This window comes from Pseudomonas paraeruginosa, from assembly GCF_003025345.2.
Taxonomy (GTDB): domain Bacteria; phylum Pseudomonadota; class Gammaproteobacteria; order Pseudomonadales; family Pseudomonadaceae; genus Pseudomonas; species Pseudomonas paraeruginosa.
Genome location: NZ_CP020560.1, coordinates 5,476,174 through 5,496,127, shown reverse-complemented (window position 1 = coordinate 5,496,127; position 19,954 = coordinate 5,476,174). Strand labels below are relative to the sequence as shown.

14 protein-coding genes are annotated in these 19,954 nt (G+C 66.9%); 12 read left to right on the top strand and 2 right to left on the bottom strand.

Annotation, left to right across the window (positions count from 1 at the left end; all coding sequences use genetic code 11):
* Nucleotides 1-388: 388 nt before the first annotated feature.
* The gene (gene aceF / locus B7D75_RS26030; RefSeq protein ID WP_034081261.1) at nt 389-2,032 is read right to left on the bottom strand and encodes a dihydrolipoyllysine-residue acetyltransferase; all 1,644 of its coding nucleotides are present in this window, start codon (nt 2,030-2,032) and stop codon (nt 389-391) included.
* A 144-nt stretch (nt 2,033-2,176) separates the two neighbouring features.
* Nucleotides 2,177-4,825 carry a pyruvate dehydrogenase (acetyl-transferring), homodimeric type gene (gene aceE, locus B7D75_RS26020; RefSeq protein ID WP_033999948.1) on the bottom strand — a complete coding sequence of 883 codons (2,649 nt, stop codon included), beginning with the start codon at nt 4,823-4,825 and terminating at the stop codon, nt 2,177-2,179.
* A 281-nt stretch (nt 4,826-5,106) separates the two neighbouring features.
* Between aceE and glnE the strand changes: the two genes are divergently transcribed.
* From glnE to B7D75_RS25960, 12 genes are all read left to right on the top strand, one after another.
* Nucleotides 5,107-8,055: a bifunctional [glutamate--ammonia ligase]-adenylyl-L-tyrosine phosphorylase/[glutamate--ammonia-ligase] adenylyltransferase gene (gene glnE, locus B7D75_RS26015; RefSeq protein ID WP_053817862.1), complete on the top strand. Its 2,949-nt coding sequence runs from the start codon at nt 5,107-5,109 to the stop codon at nt 8,053-8,055.
* A 55-nt stretch (nt 8,056-8,110) separates the two neighbouring features.
* Nucleotides 8,111-9,034 carry a branched-chain-amino-acid transaminase gene (gene ilvE, locus B7D75_RS26010; protein ID WP_003156995.1) on the top strand — a complete coding sequence of 308 codons (924 nt, stop codon included), beginning with the start codon at nt 8,111-8,113 and terminating at the stop codon, nt 9,032-9,034.
* 59 nt (nt 9,035-9,093) lie between these two features.
* Entirely contained in the window at nt 9,094-10,131 is a 1,038-nt protein-coding gene (waaF, locus tag B7D75_RS26005; RefSeq protein ID WP_034081263.1) for a lipopolysaccharide heptosyltransferase II, read from the top strand.
* The gene (gene waaC, locus B7D75_RS26000; RefSeq protein ID WP_043101563.1) at nt 10,128-11,195 is read left to right on the top strand and encodes a lipopolysaccharide heptosyltransferase I; all 1,068 of its coding nucleotides are present in this window, start codon (nt 10,128-10,130) and stop codon (nt 11,193-11,195) included. Before waaF ends, waaC begins: the two co-directional genes overlap by 4 nt.
* Nucleotides 11,192-12,313 (top strand): glycosyltransferase family 4 protein, encoded by a 1,122-nt coding sequence (locus tag B7D75_RS25995; protein WP_034081266.1) that lies wholly within the window; start codon nt 11,192-11,194, stop codon nt 12,311-12,313. Before waaC ends, B7D75_RS25995 begins: the two co-directional genes overlap by 4 nt.
* The gene (rfaP, locus tag B7D75_RS25990) at nt 12,310-13,116 is read left to right on the top strand and encodes a lipopolysaccharide core heptose(I) kinase RfaP (RefSeq protein ID WP_003156991.1); all 807 of its coding nucleotides are present in this window, start codon (nt 12,310-12,312) and stop codon (nt 13,114-13,116) included. The genes B7D75_RS25995 and rfaP overlap by 4 nt, the downstream gene beginning before the upstream one ends.
* Nucleotides 13,116-13,850 (top strand): lipopolysaccharide kinase InaA family protein, encoded by a 735-nt coding sequence (locus B7D75_RS25985; protein WP_003156990.1) that lies wholly within the window; start codon nt 13,116-13,118, stop codon nt 13,848-13,850. Before rfaP ends, B7D75_RS25985 begins: the two co-directional genes overlap by 1 nt.
* Entirely contained in the window at nt 13,847-14,605 is a 759-nt protein-coding gene (locus tag B7D75_RS25980; RefSeq protein WP_033999951.1) for a lipopolysaccharide kinase InaA family protein, read from the top strand. The genes B7D75_RS25985 and B7D75_RS25980 overlap by 4 nt, the downstream gene beginning before the upstream one ends.
* Entirely contained in the window at nt 14,602-16,080 is a 1,479-nt protein-coding gene (locus tag B7D75_RS25975; RefSeq protein ID WP_107114567.1) for a lipopolysaccharide kinase InaA family protein, read from the top strand. Before B7D75_RS25980 ends, B7D75_RS25975 begins: the two co-directional genes overlap by 4 nt.
* Before the next feature lie 104 nt (nt 16,081-16,184).
* Nucleotides 16,185-17,942 carry a carbamoyltransferase family protein gene (locus B7D75_RS25970; RefSeq protein ID WP_003157006.1) on the top strand — a complete coding sequence of 586 codons (1,758 nt, stop codon included), beginning with the start codon at nt 16,185-16,187 and terminating at the stop codon, nt 17,940-17,942.
* Nucleotides 17,926-19,062: a glycosyltransferase gene (locus B7D75_RS25965; protein WP_107114566.1), complete on the top strand. Its 1,137-nt coding sequence runs from the start codon at nt 17,926-17,928 to the stop codon at nt 19,060-19,062. The genes B7D75_RS25970 and B7D75_RS25965 overlap by 17 nt, the downstream gene beginning before the upstream one ends.
* Nucleotides 19,056-19,952, top strand: coding sequence for an antimicrobial resistance protein Mig-14 (locus B7D75_RS25960; protein WP_033999954.1), 897 nt, complete (start codon nt 19,056-19,058; stop codon nt 19,950-19,952). The genes B7D75_RS25965 and B7D75_RS25960 overlap by 7 nt, the downstream gene beginning before the upstream one ends.
* The last annotated feature ends 2 nt before the right edge of the window (nt 19,953-19,954 follow it).

Here is a 19,954-nt window from a genome sequence, read left to right as displayed (position 1 = left end):
TCGACCCGTTTCGATGGGGTGCTGGCAAAGGGTGCATGATGCCGATTGGTCTGACAAGTAACTCTGTATCGGCCCGGCAGGCCCCAAGTTAAGCGTTCGCCGGAAAAAACCGCCGGACGGTCGGAGGATTGCCGGGTTCCCGGAAAAGCCTTGTTTTTCTTAGGGTTGGCGCTGGGTGCGGAAACTTTCGTCGCCTGCCTGCCGCTCGCCGTGCCTGGCGCGGGACGCCTGGTGGCGGGGCGGGCTTGCGCCTGGATGGCGAGTGGGAGGCGGGGATCGCGCCGAGGCCCGGGTGGACAAAAAAAGCCCCACCATCCGGTGGGGCCGAGAGACGAGCGTGGCTTGCTCGCGAGAGGGGCTGGCCGCTCCCCCGGGAGCGGCGCAGGTATTACAGGAGCAGGGTGCGGATGTCCGCCAGCAGCTCGCCCAGGCGCTTGGTGAAGCGCGCCGCGGCGGCGCCGTTGATCACCCGGTGATCGTAGGACAGTGACAGCGGCAGCATCAGGCGCGGCTGGAAGGCCTTGCCGTCCCACACCGGCTGCATGGTCGCCTTGGACACACCGAGGATCGCCACTTCCGGCGCGTTGACGATCGGCGTGAAGCCGGTGCCGCCAATATGGCCGAGGCTGGAAATGGTGAAGCAGGCGCCCTGCATGGCATCGGCGGAGAGCTTCTTGTTGCGGGCCTTGTCGGCCAGCTCGGCGGCCTCGGCGGCCAACTGCAGGAGGCTCTTCCGGTCGACGTCGCGGATCACCGGGACCAGCAGGCCGTCCGGGGTGTCCACGGCGAAGCCGATGTGCACGTATTTCTTGCGGATCAGCGCCTTGCCGCTGGGGGCCAGCGAACTGTTGAAGTCTGGCAGTTCCCTGAGCAGGTGGGCACAGGCCTTGAGCAGGATCGGCAGCACGGTCAGCTTGACCCCGGCCTTCTCCGCCGCGGCTTTCTGGGCGACGCGGAAGGCTTCCATATCGGTGATGTCCGACTGGTCGAACTGGGTCACGTGCGGCACGTTCAGCCAGCTGCGGTGCAGGTTGGCGGCGCCGACCTGCATCAGGCGGGTCATCGCCACTTCTTCCACTTCGCCGAACTTGCTGAAGTCGACTTCCGGGATCGGCGGGATGCCGGCACCGCCGGTGGCTCCCGCGCCGCCGGACTTGGCGCGCTGCAGCTGCTCCTTGACGAAGACCTGGACGTCTTCCTTGAGGATGCGGCCTTTCGGACCGCTGGCCTTCACTTCGCTCAGCTCGACGCCGAACTCGCGGGCCAGCATGCGCACGGCCGGGCCGGCATGCACCTTGGCGCCGTCGCGGCTGGGCGCGCCGACCGGGGCCGCGGCATCAGCCTTGGCCGGCGCGGGGGCCGCCGTGGCGGGCTTCTGCTCGGCGGCGGGTGCCGCGGCCTGGGCCGGAGCGGCCGCCGGCTTCTCTTCGGCTGCCGGAGCGGCGCCTTCGACCTTGAGCTTGAGGATCAGGTCGCCGGTACCGACTTCGTCACCGACCTTGATCGTCACGCTTTCCACCACACCGGAGGCCGGCGAGGGGATTTCCATGCTGGCCTTGTCGGACTCCAGGGTGATCAGCGACTGGTCGGCCTCGACGGTGTCGCCGGCCTTGACCATCACCTCGATGACGTTGGCCTTGCCGGCCGAGCCGATGTCCGGGACGTTGATGTCCTGGACGCTGGCCGCGGCGGGGGCTGCCGGCTTGCTTTCGCTCGGGGCGGGAGCAGGCGCTTCGGCTTTCGGCGCTTCCTGCTGGGCAGGCGCTGCCTCGGTCTTGGCCTCGGCGGGCTGTTCGCCGCCTTCCACTTCCAGCTCGAGGATCTCGTCACCTTCCTTCAAGGTGTCGCCGACCTTCGCCTTGATGCTTTTCACCACCCCGGCCTTGGGGCAGGGGATTTCCATGCTGGCCTTGTCGGATTCCAGGGTCAGCAGGCTCTGGTCGGCCTCGACCTTGTCGCCGGGCTTGACCAGCAGCTCGATGACTTCACCCTCACCGTTGCCGATGTCGGGTACGCGAATGAGTTCGCTCACATTCCTCTCCTTTTACGTGCCACCACCGCTGTGCGGCGCGCAAAACAAAGACTTTTGGTCCTTGGTTCGTTGTGAGCCGGCGTCGCCCGGTGGCGGCGCCGGCGTGCTCGAAACCCCTCGCTGCCGAGGGGAGTATGGAGCGAATTAGCAATCCAGCGGGTTGCGCTTCTCCGGATCGATACCGTACTTGGCGATGGCCTCGGCCACCACTTTCGGCTCGATGTCGCCGCGATCGGCCAGCGCCTCGAGCGCGGCCAGCACCACCCAGTGACGATCCACCTCGAAGAAGTTGCGCAGCTTCTTGCGGCTGTCGCTGCGGCCGAAGCCGTCGGTGCCGAGCACCTTGTACTCCTTGGAGGGAACCCACTGGCGGATCTGCTCGGCGTAGAGCTTCATGTAGTCGGTGGAGGCGATCACCGGGCCGCGACGGCCGCCCAGGCACTCCTCGACGTAGCTCTGCTTCGGCTTCTGGCCCGGGTGCAGGCGGTTCCAGCGCTCGACGGCGAGGCCGTCGCGACGCAGCTCGTTGAAGCTCGGCACGCTCCAGACGTCGGCGCCGATGCCGAAGTCGTTGCGCAGCAGCTTGGCCGCTTCCTCGACTTCGCGCAGGATGGTGCCGGAGCCCAGCAGTTGCACGTGGTGAGCGGCTTCCTTCTTGTCCTCCTCGAGGAGGTACATGCCCTTGATGATGCCTTCCTCGGCGCCCTTGGGCATGGCCGGCTGGACATAGTTCTCGTTCATCACGGTGATGTAGTAGAAGATGTCCTGCTGCTCTTCGATCATCTGCCGCGAGCCTTCGCGGATGATCACCGCCAGTTCGTAGGCGTAGGTCGGATCGTAGGTGCGGCAGTTCGGGATGGTCGAGGCCAGCAGGTGGCTGTGGCCGTCCTCGTGCTGCAGGCCTTCGCCGTTCAGCGTGGTGCGCCCGGCGGTGCCGCCGACCAGGAAGCCGTGCGCGCGGCTGTCGCCGGCGGCCCAGGCCAGGTCGCCGATGCGCTGGAAGCCGAACATCGAATAGAAGATGTAGAACGGCAGCATCGGCTGGTTGTGGGTGCTGTAGGAGGTCCCGGCGGCGATCCAGCTGGACATGGCGCCGGCCTCGTTGATGCCTTCCTCGAGGATCTGGCCTTTCTTGTCCTCGCGATAGAACATCACCTGGTCCTTGTCCACCGGCTCGTAGAGCTGGCCGACCGAGGAGTAGATACCGAGCTGGCGGAACATGCCTTCCATGCCGAAGGTACGGGCCTCGTCCGGCACGATCGGGACGATGCGCGGGCCGAGTTCCTTGTCCTTGACCAGTTGCGAGATGATCCGCACGAAGGCCATGGTGGTGGAGATCTCGCGATCGCCGGAGCCATCGAGCATGGCCTTCAGGGTCTCCAGCGGCGGAACCGGCACGCTCATGCTCTTCTGCCGGCGCACCGGCATGAAGCCGCCCAGCGCGGCGCGGCGCTCGGCCAGGTACTTGGCTTCGGCGCTGCCTTCTTCAGGCTTGTAGAACGGCAGGTTCTCCAGGTCGGCATCCTTGACCGGGATGTCGAACTTGTCGCGGAACGCGCGCAGGCTGTCCACATCGACCTTCTTCACGTTGTGCGCGATGTTCTTCGCTTCGCCGCTGCCGGTGCCGTAGCCCTTGATGGTCTTGGCCAGGATGACGGTCGGCTGGCCCTTGTGGTTGACCGCCTGGTGGTAGGCCGCATAGACCTTGTAGGGGTCGTGGCCGCCGCGGTTGAGCTTCCAGATTTCCTCGTCGGAAAGGTCCTTGACCATTTCCAGCAGTTCCGGACGCGCGCCGAAGAAGTGCTCGCGCACGTAGGCGCCATCTTTCGCCTTGTAGTTCTGGTATTCGCCGTCGATGACCTCGTCCATGCGCTGCTGCAGCAGGCCGGCGGTGTCCTTGGCGAACAGCGGGTCCCAGAAGCGGCCCCAGATGACCTTGTTGACGTTCCACTCGGCGCCGCGGAACACGCCTTCCAGCTCCTGGATGATCTTGCCGTTGCCGCGTACCGGGCCGTCGAGGCGCTGCAGGTTGCAGTTGATGACGAAGATCAGGTTGTCGAGTTTCTCGCGGCCAGCCAGGGAGATCGCGCCGAGGGATTCCGGCTCGTCGCACTCGCCGTCACCCATGAAGCACCAGACCTTCTGCTTGCCGGCGGGGATGAAGCCACGGCTTTCCAGGTACTTCATGAAGCGTGCCTGGTAGATCGCCTGGATCGGGCCAAGGCCCATGGACACGGTGGGGAACTGCCAGAAGTCCGGCATCAGCCAGGGGTGCGGGTAGGAGGAGAGGCCGTTGCCGTCCACTTCCTGGCGGAAGTTCTCCAGTTGTTCCTCGCTGATGCGGCCTTCGAGGAAGGCGCGGGCGTAGACGCCGGGGGAGGCGTGGCCCTGGAAGAACACCAGGTCGCCGCCGTGTTCGTCGGTGGGGGCCTGGAAGAAATAGTTGAAGCCGATGTCGTAGAGGGTCGCCGAGGAGGCGAAGGTGGAGATGTGGCCGCCCAGGTCCGGGTCGTGCTTGTTCGCCCGCATCACCATCGCCAGGGCGTTCCAGCGTACCAGGGAGCGGATCCGGCGTTCCATGAACAGGTCGCCGGGCATGCGTGCTTCGTGGGTTACCGGAATGGTGTTGCGGTAGGGCGTGGTGATCGCGTAGGGCAGCTGGGTGCCGCTACGGCTGGCCAGCTCGCCCATGCGGGTCATCAGGTAGTGAGCGCGGTCTTCACCTTCGCGGTCGAGTACGGACTCCAGGGCGTCCAGCCATTCCTGGGTTTCGACGGGATCGAGGTCTTGCATGGCTTGCTCCAGGGCGGAAAGGCTTCCAGAATCGGATGCCATAGGTGAGCGGCCGGCCTCGTGGGCGACCGCAGCTAATTCTTGGATGTTCTCCGGGGGTGTACCCGGCTACTTGTAGTTTTACTACAGATCAGTCTGAGAAACAGCCCTCTGGATACAATTTTTAGTAGTAAAACTACATTTCGATTGTCGCTGTCAGGCTATAAGGCCCGCTGTAGAGCCTTTCCGACGTTGTGCGTCGAGCCTGTGGTCTTCGGTCGGAAGCCCAAACAGGATAGACCATGAGCCTGCCTTCGCCGGTGAATCTGCCGGCCACCCTGCTGCCCGCCGCCGAACGCGCCGGGAATGCCCTTCGTAACGCCGTCGCCACCCTCGATGAAGCCGCTCCGGCCCGTCTCGACGCCTGGCCCGCGCAGCGCCTGGAGGACTATCGGCGAGTGGCTGCGGCCAGTGATTTCGTCGCCGAGCAGACGGTGCGCGACCCGGCGATGCTGCTGGAGCTGGCCGAGCGCGGCGAGCTGGAGAACCCGCTGGCGCCCGGCGAACTGCGCGGCCAGTTGCAGGCGCGGCTGGAGGATTGCGCCGACGAGGACGAGCTCGGTCGTCGCCTGCGGCGTTTCCGCACCCGCCAGCAGGTGCGCATCATCTGGCGCGACCTGACCCGCCGCGCGGCGCTGGCGGAAACCTGTCGCGACCTGTCGGCCCTGGCCGACGCCTGCATCGACCTGGCCTGCGAGTGGCTCCATCGGCGCCAGTGCGAGCAGTTCGGCACGCCGATCGGCCGGCGCTCCGGCGAGGCGCAGCGGATGGTGATCCTCGGCATGGGCAAGCTGGGCGCGGTGGAGCTCAACCTGTCGTCGGACATCGACCTGATCTTCGGGTACCCGGAGGGCGGCGAGACCGAGGGGGCGAAGCGTTCGCTGGACAACCAGGAGTTCTTCACCCGCCTGGGGCAGAAGCTGATCAAGGCGCTGGACGCGATCACCGTCGACGGCTTCGTCTTCCGCGTCGACATGCGCCTGCGCCCCTACGGCTCCAGCGGGCCGCTGGTCTACAGCTTCGCCGCGCTGGAACAGTACTACCAGGACCAGGGGCGCGACTGGGAACGCTACGCGATGATCAAGGCGCGGGTGGTCGGCGGCGACCGGCAGGCCGGCGAGCAACTGCTCGGCATGCTGCGGCCGTTCGTCTACCGGCGCTACCTGGACTTTTCCGCCATCGAGGCGCTGCGCACCATGAAGCAGCTGATCCAGCAGGAGGTGCGGCGCAAGGGCATGTCGGAAAACATAAAGCTGGGCGAGGGCGGCATCCGCGAAGTGGAATTCATCGCCCAGGCCTTCCAGCTGATCCATGGCGGACGCGACCTGAGCCTGCAACAGCGGCCGCTGCTGAAAGTGCTGGCGACCCTGGAGGGGCAGGGCTACCTGCCGCCGGCGGTGGTCGAGGAGCTGCGCGGCGGCTACGAGTTCCTGCGCTACGCCGAGCATGCCATCCAGGCACTGGCCGACCGCCAGACGCAGATGCTGCCCAGCGACGAATACGACCGCATCCGCGTCGCCTTCATCATGGGTTTCGCCAGCTGGGCCGCATTCCACGAGCGCCTGAGCCACTGGCGGGGGCGCATCGACTGGCATTTCCGCCAGGTGATCGCCGACCCGGACGAGGACGAGAGCGGCGAGGCCGACTGCGGTGGCGTCGGGGCCGAGTGGATTCCGCTATGGCAAGAGGCGCTGGACGAGGAGGCGGCCGGTCGGCAGCTGGCCGACGCCGGATTCGTCGATGCCGCGGCGGCCTGGAAGCGCCTGAGCGACCTCCGTCATGGTCCGCAGGTGCGGGCCATGCAGCGTCTCGGCCGGGAGCGCCTGGATGCCTTCGTTCCGCGCCTGCTGGCGATGACCGTGGAAAATCCCCAGCCGGACCTGGTGCTGGAACGGGTCCTGCCGCTGGTGGAGGCGGTGGCGCGGCGTTCCGCCTACCTGGTGCTGCTGACCGAGAATCCCGGCGCGCTGGAGCGTCTGCTGACGCTGTGCGCGGCCAGTCCGATGGTCGCCGAGCAGATCGCGCGGTTCCCGATCCTGCTCGACGAGCTGCTCAACGAGGGGCGCCTGTTCCGTCCTCCGCAGGCCGCCGAGCTGGCCGCCGAGCTGCGCGAACGGCTGATGCGGATTCCCGAGGACGACCTCGAGCAGCAGATGGAGACCCTCCGCCACTTCAAGCTGGCCCACGGCCTGCGGGTGGCGGCCTCGGAGATCGCCGGCACGCTGCCGTTGATGAAGGTCAGCGACTACCTGACCTGGCTGGCCGAGGCGATCCTCGTCGAGGTCCTCGAGCTGGCCTGGCGGCAACTGGTGCAGCGCCACGGCCGGCCGCTGCGCGCCGACGGCACGCCGTGCGATCCGGATTTCGTCATCGTCGGCTACGGCAAGGTCGGCGGGCTGGAGTTCGGCCACGGCTCGGACCTCGACCTGGTGTTCATCCATGATGGCGACCCCCAGTGCGAGACCGATGGCGCCAGGTCCATCGATGGCGCGCAATTCTTCACCCGCCTGGGGCAGAAGATCATTCACTTCCTCACCGCGCAGACCCCGTCCGGTACTCTCTACGAGGTCGACATGCGCCTGCGTCCGAGCGGCGCGGCCGGCCTGCTGGTGAGTTCGCTGGGAGCGTTCCAGCGTTACCAGGAGCAGGAAGCCTGGACCTGGGAGCACCAGGCGCTGGTCCGCGCCCGCGTGCTGGCCGGCTGCCGGCGCGTGCAGGCGGCCTTCGAGACGGTGCGCGCCGAGGTGCTGGCGCGGCCGCGCGATCTCGACGCGTTGCGTACCGAAGTCAGCGAGATGCGCGCCAAGATGCGCGACAACCTGGGCACCCGCGCGACCGCCGCCGGCACTGCCTCGAATGCCTTCGAGGCCTCGGCAGCCTTCGATCTCAAGCACGACGCCGGTGGTATCGTCGATATCGAATTTATGGTGCAATATGCGGTTCTAGCTTGGTCCGGAGAACACCCGGCGCTGCTCGAATTCACCGACAACATCCGCATTCTGGAAGGACTGGAACGGGCTGGCCTGATCGCCAGCGAGGACGTCCGTCTCCTGCAGGAGGCCTACAAGGCCTATCGCGCAGCCGCACACCGCCTGGCACTGCAGAAGGAGGCCGGGGTCGTGAGCGGCGAGCACTTCCAGACGGAGCGGCGAGAAGTGATCAGGATCTGGCGCGGGCTGCGGCTCGGCTGATCCGCTCAGGCACGTAACGCAAGTACGTAACGAATATCTGAAGGAGCTGGCAACTATGTCGATGGCCGATCGTGATGGCGTGATCTGGTATGACGGTGAACTGGTGCAGTGGCGCGACGCGACCACGCACGTGCTGACCCATACCCTGCACTATGGAATGGGTGTGTTCGAGGGCGTGCGTGCCTACGACACCCCGCAGGGCACGGCGATCTTCCGCCTGCAGGCGCACACCGACCGGCTGTTCGATTCGGCGCACATCATGAACATGCAGATCCCGTACAGCCGCGACGAGATCAACGAGGCGACCCGCGCCGCCGTGCGCGAGAACGACCTGGAAAGCGCCTACATCCGCCCGATGGTGTTCTACGGAAGCGAAGGCATGGGCCTGCGCGCCAGCGGCCTGAAGGTCCATGTGATCATCGCCGCCTGGAGTTGGGGCGCCTACATGGGCGAGGAAGCCCTGCAGCAAGGCATCAAGGTGCGCACCAGTTCCTTCACCCGCCACCACGTCAACATCTCGATGACCCGCGCCAAGTCCAACGGCGCCTACATCAACTCGATGCTGGCCCTGCAGGAAGCGATCTCCGGCGGCGCCGACGAGGCCATGATGCTCGATCCGGAAGGCTACGTGGCCGAAGGTTCCGGCGAGAACATCTTCATCATCAAGGACGGCGTGATCTACACCCCGGAAGTCACTGCCTGCCTGAACGGCATCACTCGTAACACTATCCTGACCCTGGCCGCCGAGCACGGCTTTAAACTGGTCGAGAAGCGCATCACCCGCGACGAGGTCTACATCGCCGACGAGGCCTTCTTCACCGGCACCGCCGCGGAAGTCACGCCGATCCGCGAGGTGGACGGTCGCAAGATCGGCGCCGGCCGCCGTGGCCCGGTCACCGAGAAGCTGCAGAAAGCCTATTTCGACCTGGTCAGCGGCAAGACCGAGGCCCACGCCGAGTGGCGTACCCTGGTCAAGTAAGCACCGAAGAAGGGTGTGACAGGGAGGCGAAAGCCTCCCTGATCATTTCCGGAGCCTGAATGAGAATTCTGATCGTAGGTCCCTCCTGGGTGGGGGACATGGTGATGGCGCAGACCCTGTTCCAGTGTCTGCGCCAGCGGCATCCCGAGTGCCTGATCGACGTACTGGCGCCCGAGTGGAGCCGGCCGATCCTCGAGCGCATGCCCGAGGTGCGCCAGGCCCTGAGCTTCCCGCTCGGCCACGGCGTGATGGACGTCGCCACCCGGCGCCGGATCGGGCGCGGCCTGCGCGGTCAGTACGAGCAGGCGATCCTGCTGCCCAACTCGCTGAAGTCGGCGCTGGTGCCCTGGTTCGCCGGGATACCGAAGCGCACCGGCTGGCGCGGCGAGATGCGCTACGGGCTGCTCAATGACATCCGCAAGCTCGACAAGCAGCGCTACCCGCTGATGATCGAACGCTTCATGGCGCTGGCCTTCGAGCCTGGCGTCGAGTTACCGAAACCCTATCCGCGGCCGCGCCTGCGGATCGATGACGGCAGTCGCCAGGCGGCGCTCGACAAGTTCGCCCTGAGCCTGGATCGCCCGGTGCTGGCGCTGTGTCCCGGTGCCGAGTTCGGCGAGGCCAAGCGCTGGCCGGCGGAACACTACGCCGCGGTCGCCGAGGCGAAGATCCGTGCCGGCTGGCAGGTCTGGCTGTTCGGCTCGAAGAACGACCATCCCGGTGGCGAGGAGATTCGCCAGCGCCTGATCCCGGGATTGCGCGAGGAGTCCTTCAACCTTGCCGGGGAGACTTCGCTGGCCGAGGCCATCGACCTGATGTCCTGCGCCGGCGCGGTGGTGTCCAACGATTCCGGCCTGATGCACGTGGCGGCCGCCCTGGACCGCCCGCTGGTGGGCGTCTACGGCTCCACCTCGCCGCAGTTCACCCCGCCGCTGGCGGAACGAGTGGAGATCGTCCGCCTCGGTCTCGAGTGCAGCCCCTGCTTCGAGCGCACCTGTCGCTTCGGCCACTACAATTGCCTCCGCGAACTGCCGGCTAGCCTGGTACTGCAAGCCCTGGACCGGCTGGTCGGCGATCCGGCAGAGGTCGCCGGATGAGGGTGTTGCTGGTCAAGACTTCGTCCCTCGGCGACGTGATCCATACCCTGCCGGCGCTTACCGACGCCGCCCGGGCGCTTCCCGGCATCCAGTTCGACTGGGTGGTGGAGGAAGGCTTCGCCGAGATTCCTGCCTGGCATCCGGCGGTGGCGCGGGTAATACCGGTGGCCATCCGGCGTTGGCGCAAGAACCTCTGGCAGACCCTGCGCAACGGCGAATGGCGGCGCTTCAAGCAGCGTCTTGAGGAAGTCGACTACGATCTGGTGATCGATGCCCAGGGCCTGCTGAAAAGTGCCTGGCTGACCCGCTACGCGGGCAGGGCCCCGGTCGCCGGCCTCGATCGCGATTCGGCGCGCGAACCGCTGGCCAGCCGCTTCTATCGGCGTGTCTACCCGGTGGCCTGGGGGCAGCACGCGGTGGAGCGTACCCGCCAGTTGTTCGCCCAGGCGCTGGATTATCCCCTGCCCGATTCGGTCGGCGACTACGGCCTGGATCGCGAGCAACTGGCCGACGCCGATGCCGGCGCGCCCTATCTGGTGTTCCTGCATGGCACCACCTGGGTCACCAAGCACTGGCCGGAAGCCTACTGGCGCGAACTGGCCGAGCGCATGTGCGAGCGCGGCTGGTCGGTGCGCCTGCCCTGGGGCAGCGCCGCCGAGCGGGAGCGGGCTGAACGGCTGGCCGCAGGGTTGGAAAATGCCGCGGTGCTCCCCAGATTATCGTTGGCCGGCATGGCCAAGGTGCTTGCCGGCGCGCGTGCCTGCGTGGCGGTGGATACCGGGCTCGGCCACCTGGCGGCGGCGCTGGATGTGCCGACGTTGTCGCTGTTCGGCCCGACCAACCCGGGTTTCACCGGTGCCTACGGGCGTTCCCAGGTCCACCTGGGTAGCGACTTCCCTTGCGCGCCGTGCCTGAAGAAGACCTGTACCTACCAGCCGACCGAAGAGGACCGCAAACTGTTCGACCTCAAGCGTGAACAGCCGCTGTGCTTCACCCGGCTGAATCCCCAGCGCGTGGCCACCCAGCTGGAAGCCATGCTGCTGGCCCCGGAGATGCTCCGATGACCCTGGCATTCATACTCTACAAATACTTCCCGTTCGGCGGCCTGCAGCGCGACTTCATGCGCATCGCCCTGGAATGCCAGCGGCGCGGGCACGACATTCGCGTCTATACCCTGATCTGGGAAGGCGACGTGCCGGACGGCTTCGAGGTGCTGGTGGCGCCCGTCCGCTCGCTCTTCAACCATCGGCGCAACGAGAAGTTCACCGCCTGGGTCGCCGCCGACCTGGCGAAGCGCCCGGTGCAGCGGGTGGTCGGCTTCAACAAGATGCCCGGGCTCGACGTCTACTACGCCGCCGATGCCTGCTTCGAGGAGAAGGCCCAGACCCTGCGCAACCCGCTGTATCGCCAGTGGGGCCGCTACCGTCATTTCGCCGGCTACGAGCGGGCGGTGTTCGACCCGGCCTCGAAGACCGAGATCCTGATGATCTCCGAGGTGCAGCAGCCGCTTTTCGTCAAGCACTACGGCACCCAGGCCGAGCGTTTCCATCTGTTGCCGCCGGGGATCAGCCAGGATCGCCGGGCGCCGGCCAACGCGGCGGAGGTGCGCGCGGAATTCCGTCGCGAGTTCGGCCTGGAGGACGACGACCTGTTGCTGGTGCAGATCGGTTCCGGTTTCAAGACCAAGGGCCTGGATCGCAGCCTCAAGGCCCTCGCCGCGCTGCCCAAGGCGCTGCGCAAACGCACCCGGCTGATCGCCATCGGCCAGGACGACCCCAAGCCGTTCCTGTTGCAGATCGCCGCCCTCGGTCTCAACGACCAGGTGCAGATCCTCAAGGGCCGCAGCGACATCCCGCGTTTCCTGCTCGGCGCCGACCTGCTGATCCACCCGGCCTACAACGAGAACACCGGCACCGTACTGCTGGAGGCCTTGGTTTCCGGCCTGCCGGTGCTGGTGACCGACGTCTGCGGCTATGCCCATTATATCGCCGAGGCCGACGCCGGGCGGGTGGTGCCGGGGCCGTTCGAACAGGATGTGCTCAACCGCATGCTCGCGGAAATGCTCGAGGACGCCCCGGCGCGCGCCGCCTGGGCGCGCAACGGTCTGGCCTATGCCGATAGCGCCGATCTCTACAGCATGCCGCAGCGCGCCGCCGACCTGATCCTCGGGGAGGCCCCATGAGACTGGTGCTGCAGGAGCCTTTCAAGGGCCTGTGGGCCGGGCGCGATCCGTTCGAGGCGGTGGAGGCCTTGCAGGGCAAGGTCTACCGCGAGCTGGAGGGACGCCGCACCCTGCGTACCGAGGTCGACGGACGTGGCTACTTCGTCAAGATCCATCGCGGCATCGGCTGGGGCGAGATCGCCAAGAACCTGCTCACCGCCAAGCTCCCCGTGCTCGGCGCGCGCCAGGAGTGGCAGGCGATCCAGCGCCTGCACCGGGCCGGCGTGGCGACCATGACCGCGGTCGCCTACGGTGAGCGCGGCGGCGATCCGGCGCGGCAGCATTCCTTCATCGTCACCGAGGAACTGGCGCCGACCACCGACCTCGAGATCTTCACCCAGGACTGGCGCGAACGACCGCCGGCGCCGCGGCTCAAGCGCGCGCTGGTGGAGGCGGTGGCACGGATGGTCGGAGACATGCATCGCGCCGGGGTGAACCATCGCGATTGCTACATCTGTCATTTCCTGTTGCACACCGACAAGCCGGTGACGGCCGACGATTTCCGCCTCTCGGTGATCGACCTGCACCGCGCCCAGACCCGCGACGCCACGCCGAAACGCTGGCGCAACAAGGATCTGGCGGCATTGTATTTCTCCGCGCTGGATATCGGACTGACGCGTCGCGACAAGCTACGCTTCCTGCGCACCTACTTCCGCCGGCCGCTGCGCGAGATACTGCGCGACGAAGCCGGCCTGCTGGCCTGGATGGAACGCAAGGCGGAAAAACTCTACGAACGCAAGCAGCGTTACGGAGACCTGCTCTGATGGCGGGGTGGACCCTCGAACCCGATTACCGGCACCTGGCCGCCGATTTCGGCAGCCTCGACAGCGTTTTCGCCCTGGAGGGCGAGCGCCTGACCCGCGACCCGTTGTCCGAAGTCATCCGCATCGAGCGCGATGGCGTGCGCTACTACGTCAAGCGCTACCGCAGCGCCGGCAAGGGCCTGCGCCGCTACCTGGCGCGGCCGCGGATCAAGGCCGAGTGGCAGAACCTCAGGCGTTTCGAGAAATGGGGCATCCCGACGGCCGAAGTGGTCGCCTGGGGGCTCGAGCGCAAGGCCGGGGCCTTTCAGCGCGGGGCGATGATCACCCGCGAGCTGCCGGGCACCGAGGACCTGTCGGTGCTGGCCTGCAACCAGGACCCGCGGCTGAAGGACCCGCGCTGGGTGGACGGCGTCAGCCGGCAGATCGCCAGGGCGACGCGCCTGATGCACGACCAGCACTTCACCCACAACGACCTGAAGTGGCGCAACCTGCTGGTGGATGGGCAGCCCCTGGTGTACTTCATCGATTGTCCGAATGGCGCGTTCTGGTGGGGGTTCATGCTGCGCTACCGGATCACCAAGGACCTGGCCTGCCTGGACAAGGTGGCCAAGTACCACCTGTCGCGCACCCAGCGCCTGCGCTTCTACCTGCAATATCGCCGTCGCCGGCACCTGAACGAATCCGACAAGAAACGCATTCGCCAGGTAGTGGCTTTCTTCGAGGGGCGCGAATGAGCGTTTTCATTGCCGCGCAGGATCACGACCTGCTCCAGCGCAACCGTCTGGACAGCTTCGACGCCCTGTGGGCCTTGCAGCTGGACGCCGTGGACGAACCGAACACCGAGCGGGGCGGCTGGAGCAGCGTCTATCGGCTTGACCTGGGCGACTGCGCCTATTACCTGAAGCGCCAGAGCAACCACCTGACCCGCAGCCTGCGCCATCCGTTGGGCGAGCCGACCTTCGCCCGCGAGTTCCGCAACATCGAGCGCTACCGTGCGCTGCGCATTCCGGCGCTGCAGGCGGCATTCTTCGCCCAGCAGGCGGTCGGCGGCGAACGCCAGGCGATCCTCCTGACCCGCGCCCTGGACGGCTGGCAGGACCTGGACACCTGGCTGGCGTCCTGGCACGACCTAGCAGAAGAGCGACGCCGGGCGATCCTCCGGGCGGTAGGCAGGCTGGCGCGCCAGCTGCACGCGGCCGGGCAGATGCATGGTTGCTTCTATCCCAAGCATGTATTCCTCCGTGAGGGGGACGATGGCGTCTTCGAGGCCTGCCTGATCGACCTGGAAAAAACCCGGCCAATCTGGTTCGGCCGCCGTGACCAGGTCAAGGATCTGGAGCCCATGCTGCGCCGCGCGCCGGACTGGAGCGAGGCGGACGTGCGCGAATTCATCTGCGCCTATGTCGACGAACCGGTCGACGCGGCCGAAGTCGAGCAGTGGTACCGCCTTCTCGACCAGCGCCGCCGGCGCAAGGAGTCGCGCCGATGAGACTGGCCGAACTGCGGGCCGCCGGGCGGACGCCGCGACTGCCGTTGCGGGTGACCCTGGCGGATGGCGCCGGCGCTGCCGAGCTGCGCCTCGACAGCCTGCTGCGGGTGCTGCCCGGGCAGCGCTACGTCGGTGCCGGCGAATGGCGCGGGCGCAAGGTGCTGGCCAAGCTGCTGGCCGGCGGCAAGGCCGCCCGGCATTTCCAGCGCGAACTGGAAGGCGCGCGCCTGCTCGCGGCCCAGGGCCTGACCACCCCGGCGTTGCTGGCCGATGGACTTCAGGAGGGCGAGGGCGGCTGGCTACTGTTCGACTACCTCGACGCGGCGCAGAGCCTCGGTGATGCCTGGCGCGCCGTGGAGACCCAGGCGCCGCTGGGCGATGCCCAGCAAAAGGTGCTCGGCGAAGCCCTGGCGGCGATCGGCGAGCTGCATGCCAAGGGGCTCTGGCAGGACGACCTGCACCTGGACAACCTGCTGCGCCACGATGGCCGCCTGTACCTCATCGATGGCGGCGGCGTGCGCGCCGAGACGCCCGGGCAGCCGCTGTCGCGCCAGAAGGTGCTGGAGAACCTCGGGGTGTTCTTCGCCCAGTTGCCGGCGATGCTCGATCCGTACCTGGAGGAACTGCTGGTGCACTACCTGCTGGCCAACGGCGAACACGCGCTGCCGCTGGAAGCCTTGCAGAAGGAAATCGCCAGGGTACGCCGCTGGCGGCTACGCGACCTGCTGAAGAAGGTCGGTCGCGACTGCAGCCTGTTCAGCGTCGCGCGCGGTCCGTTCCGCCTGTTCGCCGCCCGCCGCGCGGAAGCCGAGGCGCTGGCGCCGCTGCTGGAAGACGCCGACCGGCTGATCGCCAGCGGCCACGTCTACAAGGACGGTGGCGCGGCGACTGTCGCCCGGGTCGAGGCAAATGGCCGCACCCTGGTCATCAAGCGTTACAACATCAAGGGCCTCGGCCATTGGCTGAAGCGTTTCTGGCGGCCCAGCCGGGCCTGGGCGTCCTGGCGCGAAGGCAATCGCCTGGAGTTCCTCGGCATCGCCACCGCGCGGCCGCTGGCGATGCTCGAACGGCGCTGGTGCTGGCTGCGCGGGCGCGCCTACCTGATTACCGATTATCTTGGCGGTCAGGATATAATCGCTCGTTTTAAGCCTTTCCTGGATATGCCCGAGGGCGCAGGTTCGCCTCCGGAGGCCGAGCTGGCGGCGCTGGATCGGCTGTTTTCGACGCTGATCCGCGAGCGCATCAGCCATGGCGACCTGAAGGGGCACAATCTGTTCTGGCAGGCCCGGGAGGATGGCGGCGAATGGGCGCTGATCGACCTGGACGCGATGCAGAAGCACCGCAGCCAGGCGGGTTTCGCCCGGGCGTACGCCCGCGATCGCGCGCGCTTCCTGCGCAACTGGCCACAGGACAGCGGCCTCCACCGGCTGCTGGAGCAACGGATTCCCCGTCCCGGCGACGACGTCGGGACGTGACGCAACAAGCAACGACCACCGTCCGCGGCGGTCGACGAGTTAAACGAAAGCCGCGGTTGCCGGTCCCACTCCGCAACCGCGAGCTGCTTTGAAGAGGTTCTACCGTGGCATTGACCGTCCTAGGCCTGTCTGGCGCCGTAAGCCATGACCCGTCCGCCGCCCTGTACATCGACGGCAAGCTGGTCGCGGCCGTCGAGGAAGAGCGCTTCGTGCGCGACAAGCACGCGAAGAACCGCATGCCCTACGAATCGGCGAAGTTCTGCCTGGAACAGGCCGGGATCAAGCCGGCCGATGTCGACGTGGTGGCGATACCCTTCGCTCCCATCAGCATCATGGAGAAGGCCCGCTGGCACTATGCGAGGCGTTACGCCTACGCACCGGACCGTGCCCTGGACGCGATCCTGCTCGGCAACCGTCGCTACAAGCGCTACTACAAGCGCATCGAGTGGTGCCTGCAGCAACTCGGCTTCGATCTGAAGAAAATCAAGATCCAGCCGGTCGAGCACCACCTGGCACACGCCTCCAGCGCCTACCATTGCTCCGGGTTCAAGGAAAAGACGGCGATCCTCGGCATCGACGGCAAGGGCGAGTACGCCACCACCTTCTTCGGCTGGGGCGAGAACGGCCGGATCCACAAGATCAAGGAGTTCTACGATCCGGACTCGCTGGGCGGCCTGTACGGCGCGATCACCGAGTACCTCGGCTTCGACATGCTCGACGGCGAGTTCAAGGTCATGGGCATGGCTCCCTATGGCGACGCCAGCAAGTACGATTTCTCCCGTCTCGCCAAGTTCGAGAACGGCGAACTGGTGATCAACACCGACTATGCCAACGTCATCGGCTTCCGTCGCTACAAGGAGAAAGGCAAGGGCTACTACTTCTCGCCCAAGCTGATCGAGTGGCTGGGACCCAAGCGCGAAGGCGACATCGCCGACGACCCCTACATCCACTACGCCGCCAGCATCCAGGCGCTGTTCGAGAAGCTGGCGCTGGAAATGATGGACTACTACCTCGGCGACATCATCCGCGAGACCGGCAAGGTCGCCTTCGCCGGCGGTTGCGCGCTGAACGTCAAGCTGAACCAGAAGATCATTTCCCGTCCCGAGGTGAAGGAACTGTTCGTTCAGCCGGCGGCCAGCGACGCCGGCACCGCGGTCGGCGCGGCGGCCTATGTGTCGCACCAGCGCGGCGTGCCGGTGGAGAAGATGGAGCATGTCTACCTCGGCCCGGAGTACTCCAACGAGGACGTCATCGCCGCCTGCGCCCGCCACGAGGCTCGGCCGCAATGGATGAAGATCGACAACCGCAGCCGGCGCATCGGCAGGATCCTCGCCGACGGCAACCCGGTGGCCTGGTTCCAGGGACGCATGGAGTTCGGTCCGCGCGCCCTTGGCGGCCGTTCTATCCTCGGCTGCCCGAGCGTGCCGGGCGTGGCCGACCGGATCAACGCGCAGATCAAGTTCCGCGAGCGCTGGCGGCCGTTCTGCCCGTCGATGCTGGATACCGTCGGCCCGCAGATGTTCAAGATCGACCATCCGGCACCGTTCATGACCTTCACCTTCGAGGTCAACGAAGAGTGGAAGGACCGCGTGCCGGAAGTGGTGCACGAGGACGGCACCTCCCGTGCCCAGGTGCTGAAGCGCGACTTCAACCCGCGCTACTACGACCTGATGAAGGAGCTGGAAAACCTCACCGGCAACGGCGTGGCCCTGAACACCTCGCTGAACCGCCGTGGCGAGCCGATGATCTGCTCGCCGACCGATGCCCTGAACATGTTCTTCGGCTCGGACCTGCAGTACCTGATCATGGAAGACATCCTGGTCGTGAAGGAGGGCGTGGACTGGTATGACTCGGTCGGCTGAACCACGCGTCCTGCAGTTCTGTCACGGCTACGACGGGCCGTTCCTCGACTGTGCCCGTCAGTACGCCAGCCTGTTCGCCGGGACCCCGTACAAGGTCACCACGGTGTTTCTCTCCGGTCGCTCCGACCCGGAGGTGGCGGCCCGCTGCGCCTCCGACGAGGTGCTGTTCCTCGAGTATGGCTCGAAGGACATCCGCGGCCTCAAGCTGAAGGCGATCCGCGACCTGCGCGAGATCGCCCGCTCGCGCGATTTTCGTTTCTGCATCGCCCATCGTTTCAAGCCTATCTGGGTCGCCAGCCTGGCCACCCGCCTGCCGATCGTCGGTGTGCACCACGCCTTCGGCGACTACCAGCGCCTGTCCCGGCGGGTCTTCGCCGGCCTGCTGAGCAAGCGCCTGAGCCTGCTGGCGGTATCCGACGCGGTGCGTGACGACATCCGTCGCTGCCTGCCGAAATGGCCGGCGGAGCGGATCGAGACGCTCCACAACCGCATCGATGTCGCCGCGCTGCAGGCCGAGCAGGTCGAGCGCCTGAGCGCGCGCCGGCAACTGCGCCTGCCCGACGAGGCCTGGGTGGTCGGCAATGTCGGCCGCCTGCATCCGGACAAGGACCAGGCCACCCTGCTGCGTGGCTTCGCCGCCGCGCTGCCGCGCCTGCCGCAGAACAGCCTGCTGGCGATTCTCGGCAGCGGTCGCCTGGAAGACCGGCTCAAGGACCTCGCCTGCGAGCTGGGGATCGGCGAGCGCGTACTGTTCCTCGGCCAGGTCGAAGAGGCCCGGCGCTATTTCAAGGCGTTCGATGTCTTCGCCCTGAGTTCCGACCACGAGCCGTTCGGCATGGTCCTGCTGGAGGCCATGGTCGCCGGCGTGCCGTTGATCGCCACCGCCTGCGGCGGCGCCCGCGAAGTGGTGGAAGGCGTCGGTATCCTCTTCCCGCTGGGCGACGAGACGGCCCTGGGCGAAGGCCTGACCCATCTCGCGGCGCTCGACCGCCGGCAGCGCGAAGCCTGTGCGCGGCTGATGCTCGAGCGGCTGGAGACGCGCTTCTCCGACGCCGCGGTGCGTCGTGAATTCTGGCGCCTGCCGATGATCGCCGGCTTCGCTTCGGAGTCTGCATGCTGAACCGGTTGCGCGTCTTCCGCGAACGCGGTTGGCGCGAAGTGGACGCCTCGACCTACGCCCAGGCATGGCAGCGTTTCGGTGGCAGCGTGGCGACCCATCCGCGGGTGGTCGAGCAGCTCGCCGAACTGGCTGGGATCCCGGTGCGCTACCTGGGCTGGGAAAGCGCTGGCGAACTGTGCGCGGCGATCCCGACCTGGGGACGCCACCTGGCGCTGTCCAAGGACGTGCTCAAGCGTCGCGGGAAGAAGGGCCTGTATGACCTGGGCAACGCCGAGCTGATCCTGCCGGTAGCCGCCGAGGCCCGCGTCGCGTTGCGCCACGCCGGTCGCTACCTGTCGGCGCTGCACGAGCGAAACATCGTCACCTTGCGTGCGCAGGCCGAGCAACTGGCGTTCGCCCGCGCGCCGGAGGATTTCTCCAAGAAGTTCCGCTACAACCAGCGCCGCGAAGTGCGCCTGGTGGAAGAGGCCGGCGGCCAGGTGCGTCAGGCCGACAGCTTCACCCCGGCCGAGTTCGCCGCCATCTACCTCGAGCTGTTCCAGCGTCGCTGGGGCTTCCCGGCCACCGGCGCGGCGCGCATGGCCGAGGTCTTCGAGCGCCTGCGCGACCTGCTGCGTGGCTCGGTGCTGCTGCTCGACGACCGGCCGATCGCGGTCCAGGTGCTCTACCGCGTCGAAGCGCCGGGTTGGCTCAGCGTCGAGTACATCAACGGCGGCGTCGATCCGCAGACCCGCGAGTTCAGCCCTGGCAGCGTGCTCAGCTACCTGAACACCCAGGCCGCCTGGGAAGAGGCGCGGGCGCTGGGCAAGCCGTTGCGTTACTCCTTCGGCCGCGCCGACCGCGAGTACAAGGATCGCTGGTGCCATCCTTCGCCGGTCTTCCAGGTCTGACC

Bases quoted from the DNA above. Each gene is read 5' to 3' on its own strand.
- waaC (WP_043101563.1), top strand. From the start codon at position 10,128: ATGAGGGTGTTGCTGGTCAAGACTTCGTCCCTCGGCGACGTGATCCAT.
- aceE (WP_033999948.1), bottom strand. From the start codon at position 4,825: ATGCAAGACCTCGATCCCGTCGAAACCCAGGAATGGCTGGACGCCCTG.
- ilvE (WP_003156995.1), top strand. From the start codon at position 8,111: ATGTCGATGGCCGATCGTGATGGCGTGATCTGGTATGACGGTGAACTG.
- rfaP (WP_003156991.1), top strand. From the start codon at position 12,310: ATGAGACTGGTGCTGCAGGAGCCTTTCAAGGGCCTGTGGGCCGGGCGC.
- B7D75_RS25980 (WP_033999951.1), top strand. From the start codon at position 13,847: ATGAGCGTTTTCATTGCCGCGCAGGATCACGACCTGCTCCAGCGCAAC.
- B7D75_RS25960 (WP_033999954.1), top strand. From the start codon at position 19,056: ATGCTGAACCGGTTGCGCGTCTTCCGCGAACGCGGTTGGCGCGAAGTG.
- B7D75_RS25995 (WP_034081266.1), top strand. From the start codon at position 11,192: ATGACCCTGGCATTCATACTCTACAAATACTTCCCGTTCGGCGGCCTG.
- B7D75_RS25975 (WP_107114567.1), top strand. From the start codon at position 14,602: ATGAGACTGGCCGAACTGCGGGCCGCCGGGCGGACGCCGCGACTGCCG.
- waaF (WP_034081263.1), top strand. From the start codon at position 9,094: ATGAGAATTCTGATCGTAGGTCCCTCCTGGGTGGGGGACATGGTGATG.
- B7D75_RS25985 (WP_003156990.1), top strand. From the start codon at position 13,116: ATGGCGGGGTGGACCCTCGAACCCGATTACCGGCACCTGGCCGCCGAT.
- B7D75_RS25965 (WP_107114566.1), top strand. From the start codon at position 17,926: ATGACTCGGTCGGCTGAACCACGCGTCCTGCAGTTCTGTCACGGCTAC.
- glnE (WP_053817862.1), top strand. From the start codon at position 5,107: ATGAGCCTGCCTTCGCCGGTGAATCTGCCGGCCACCCTGCTGCCCGCC.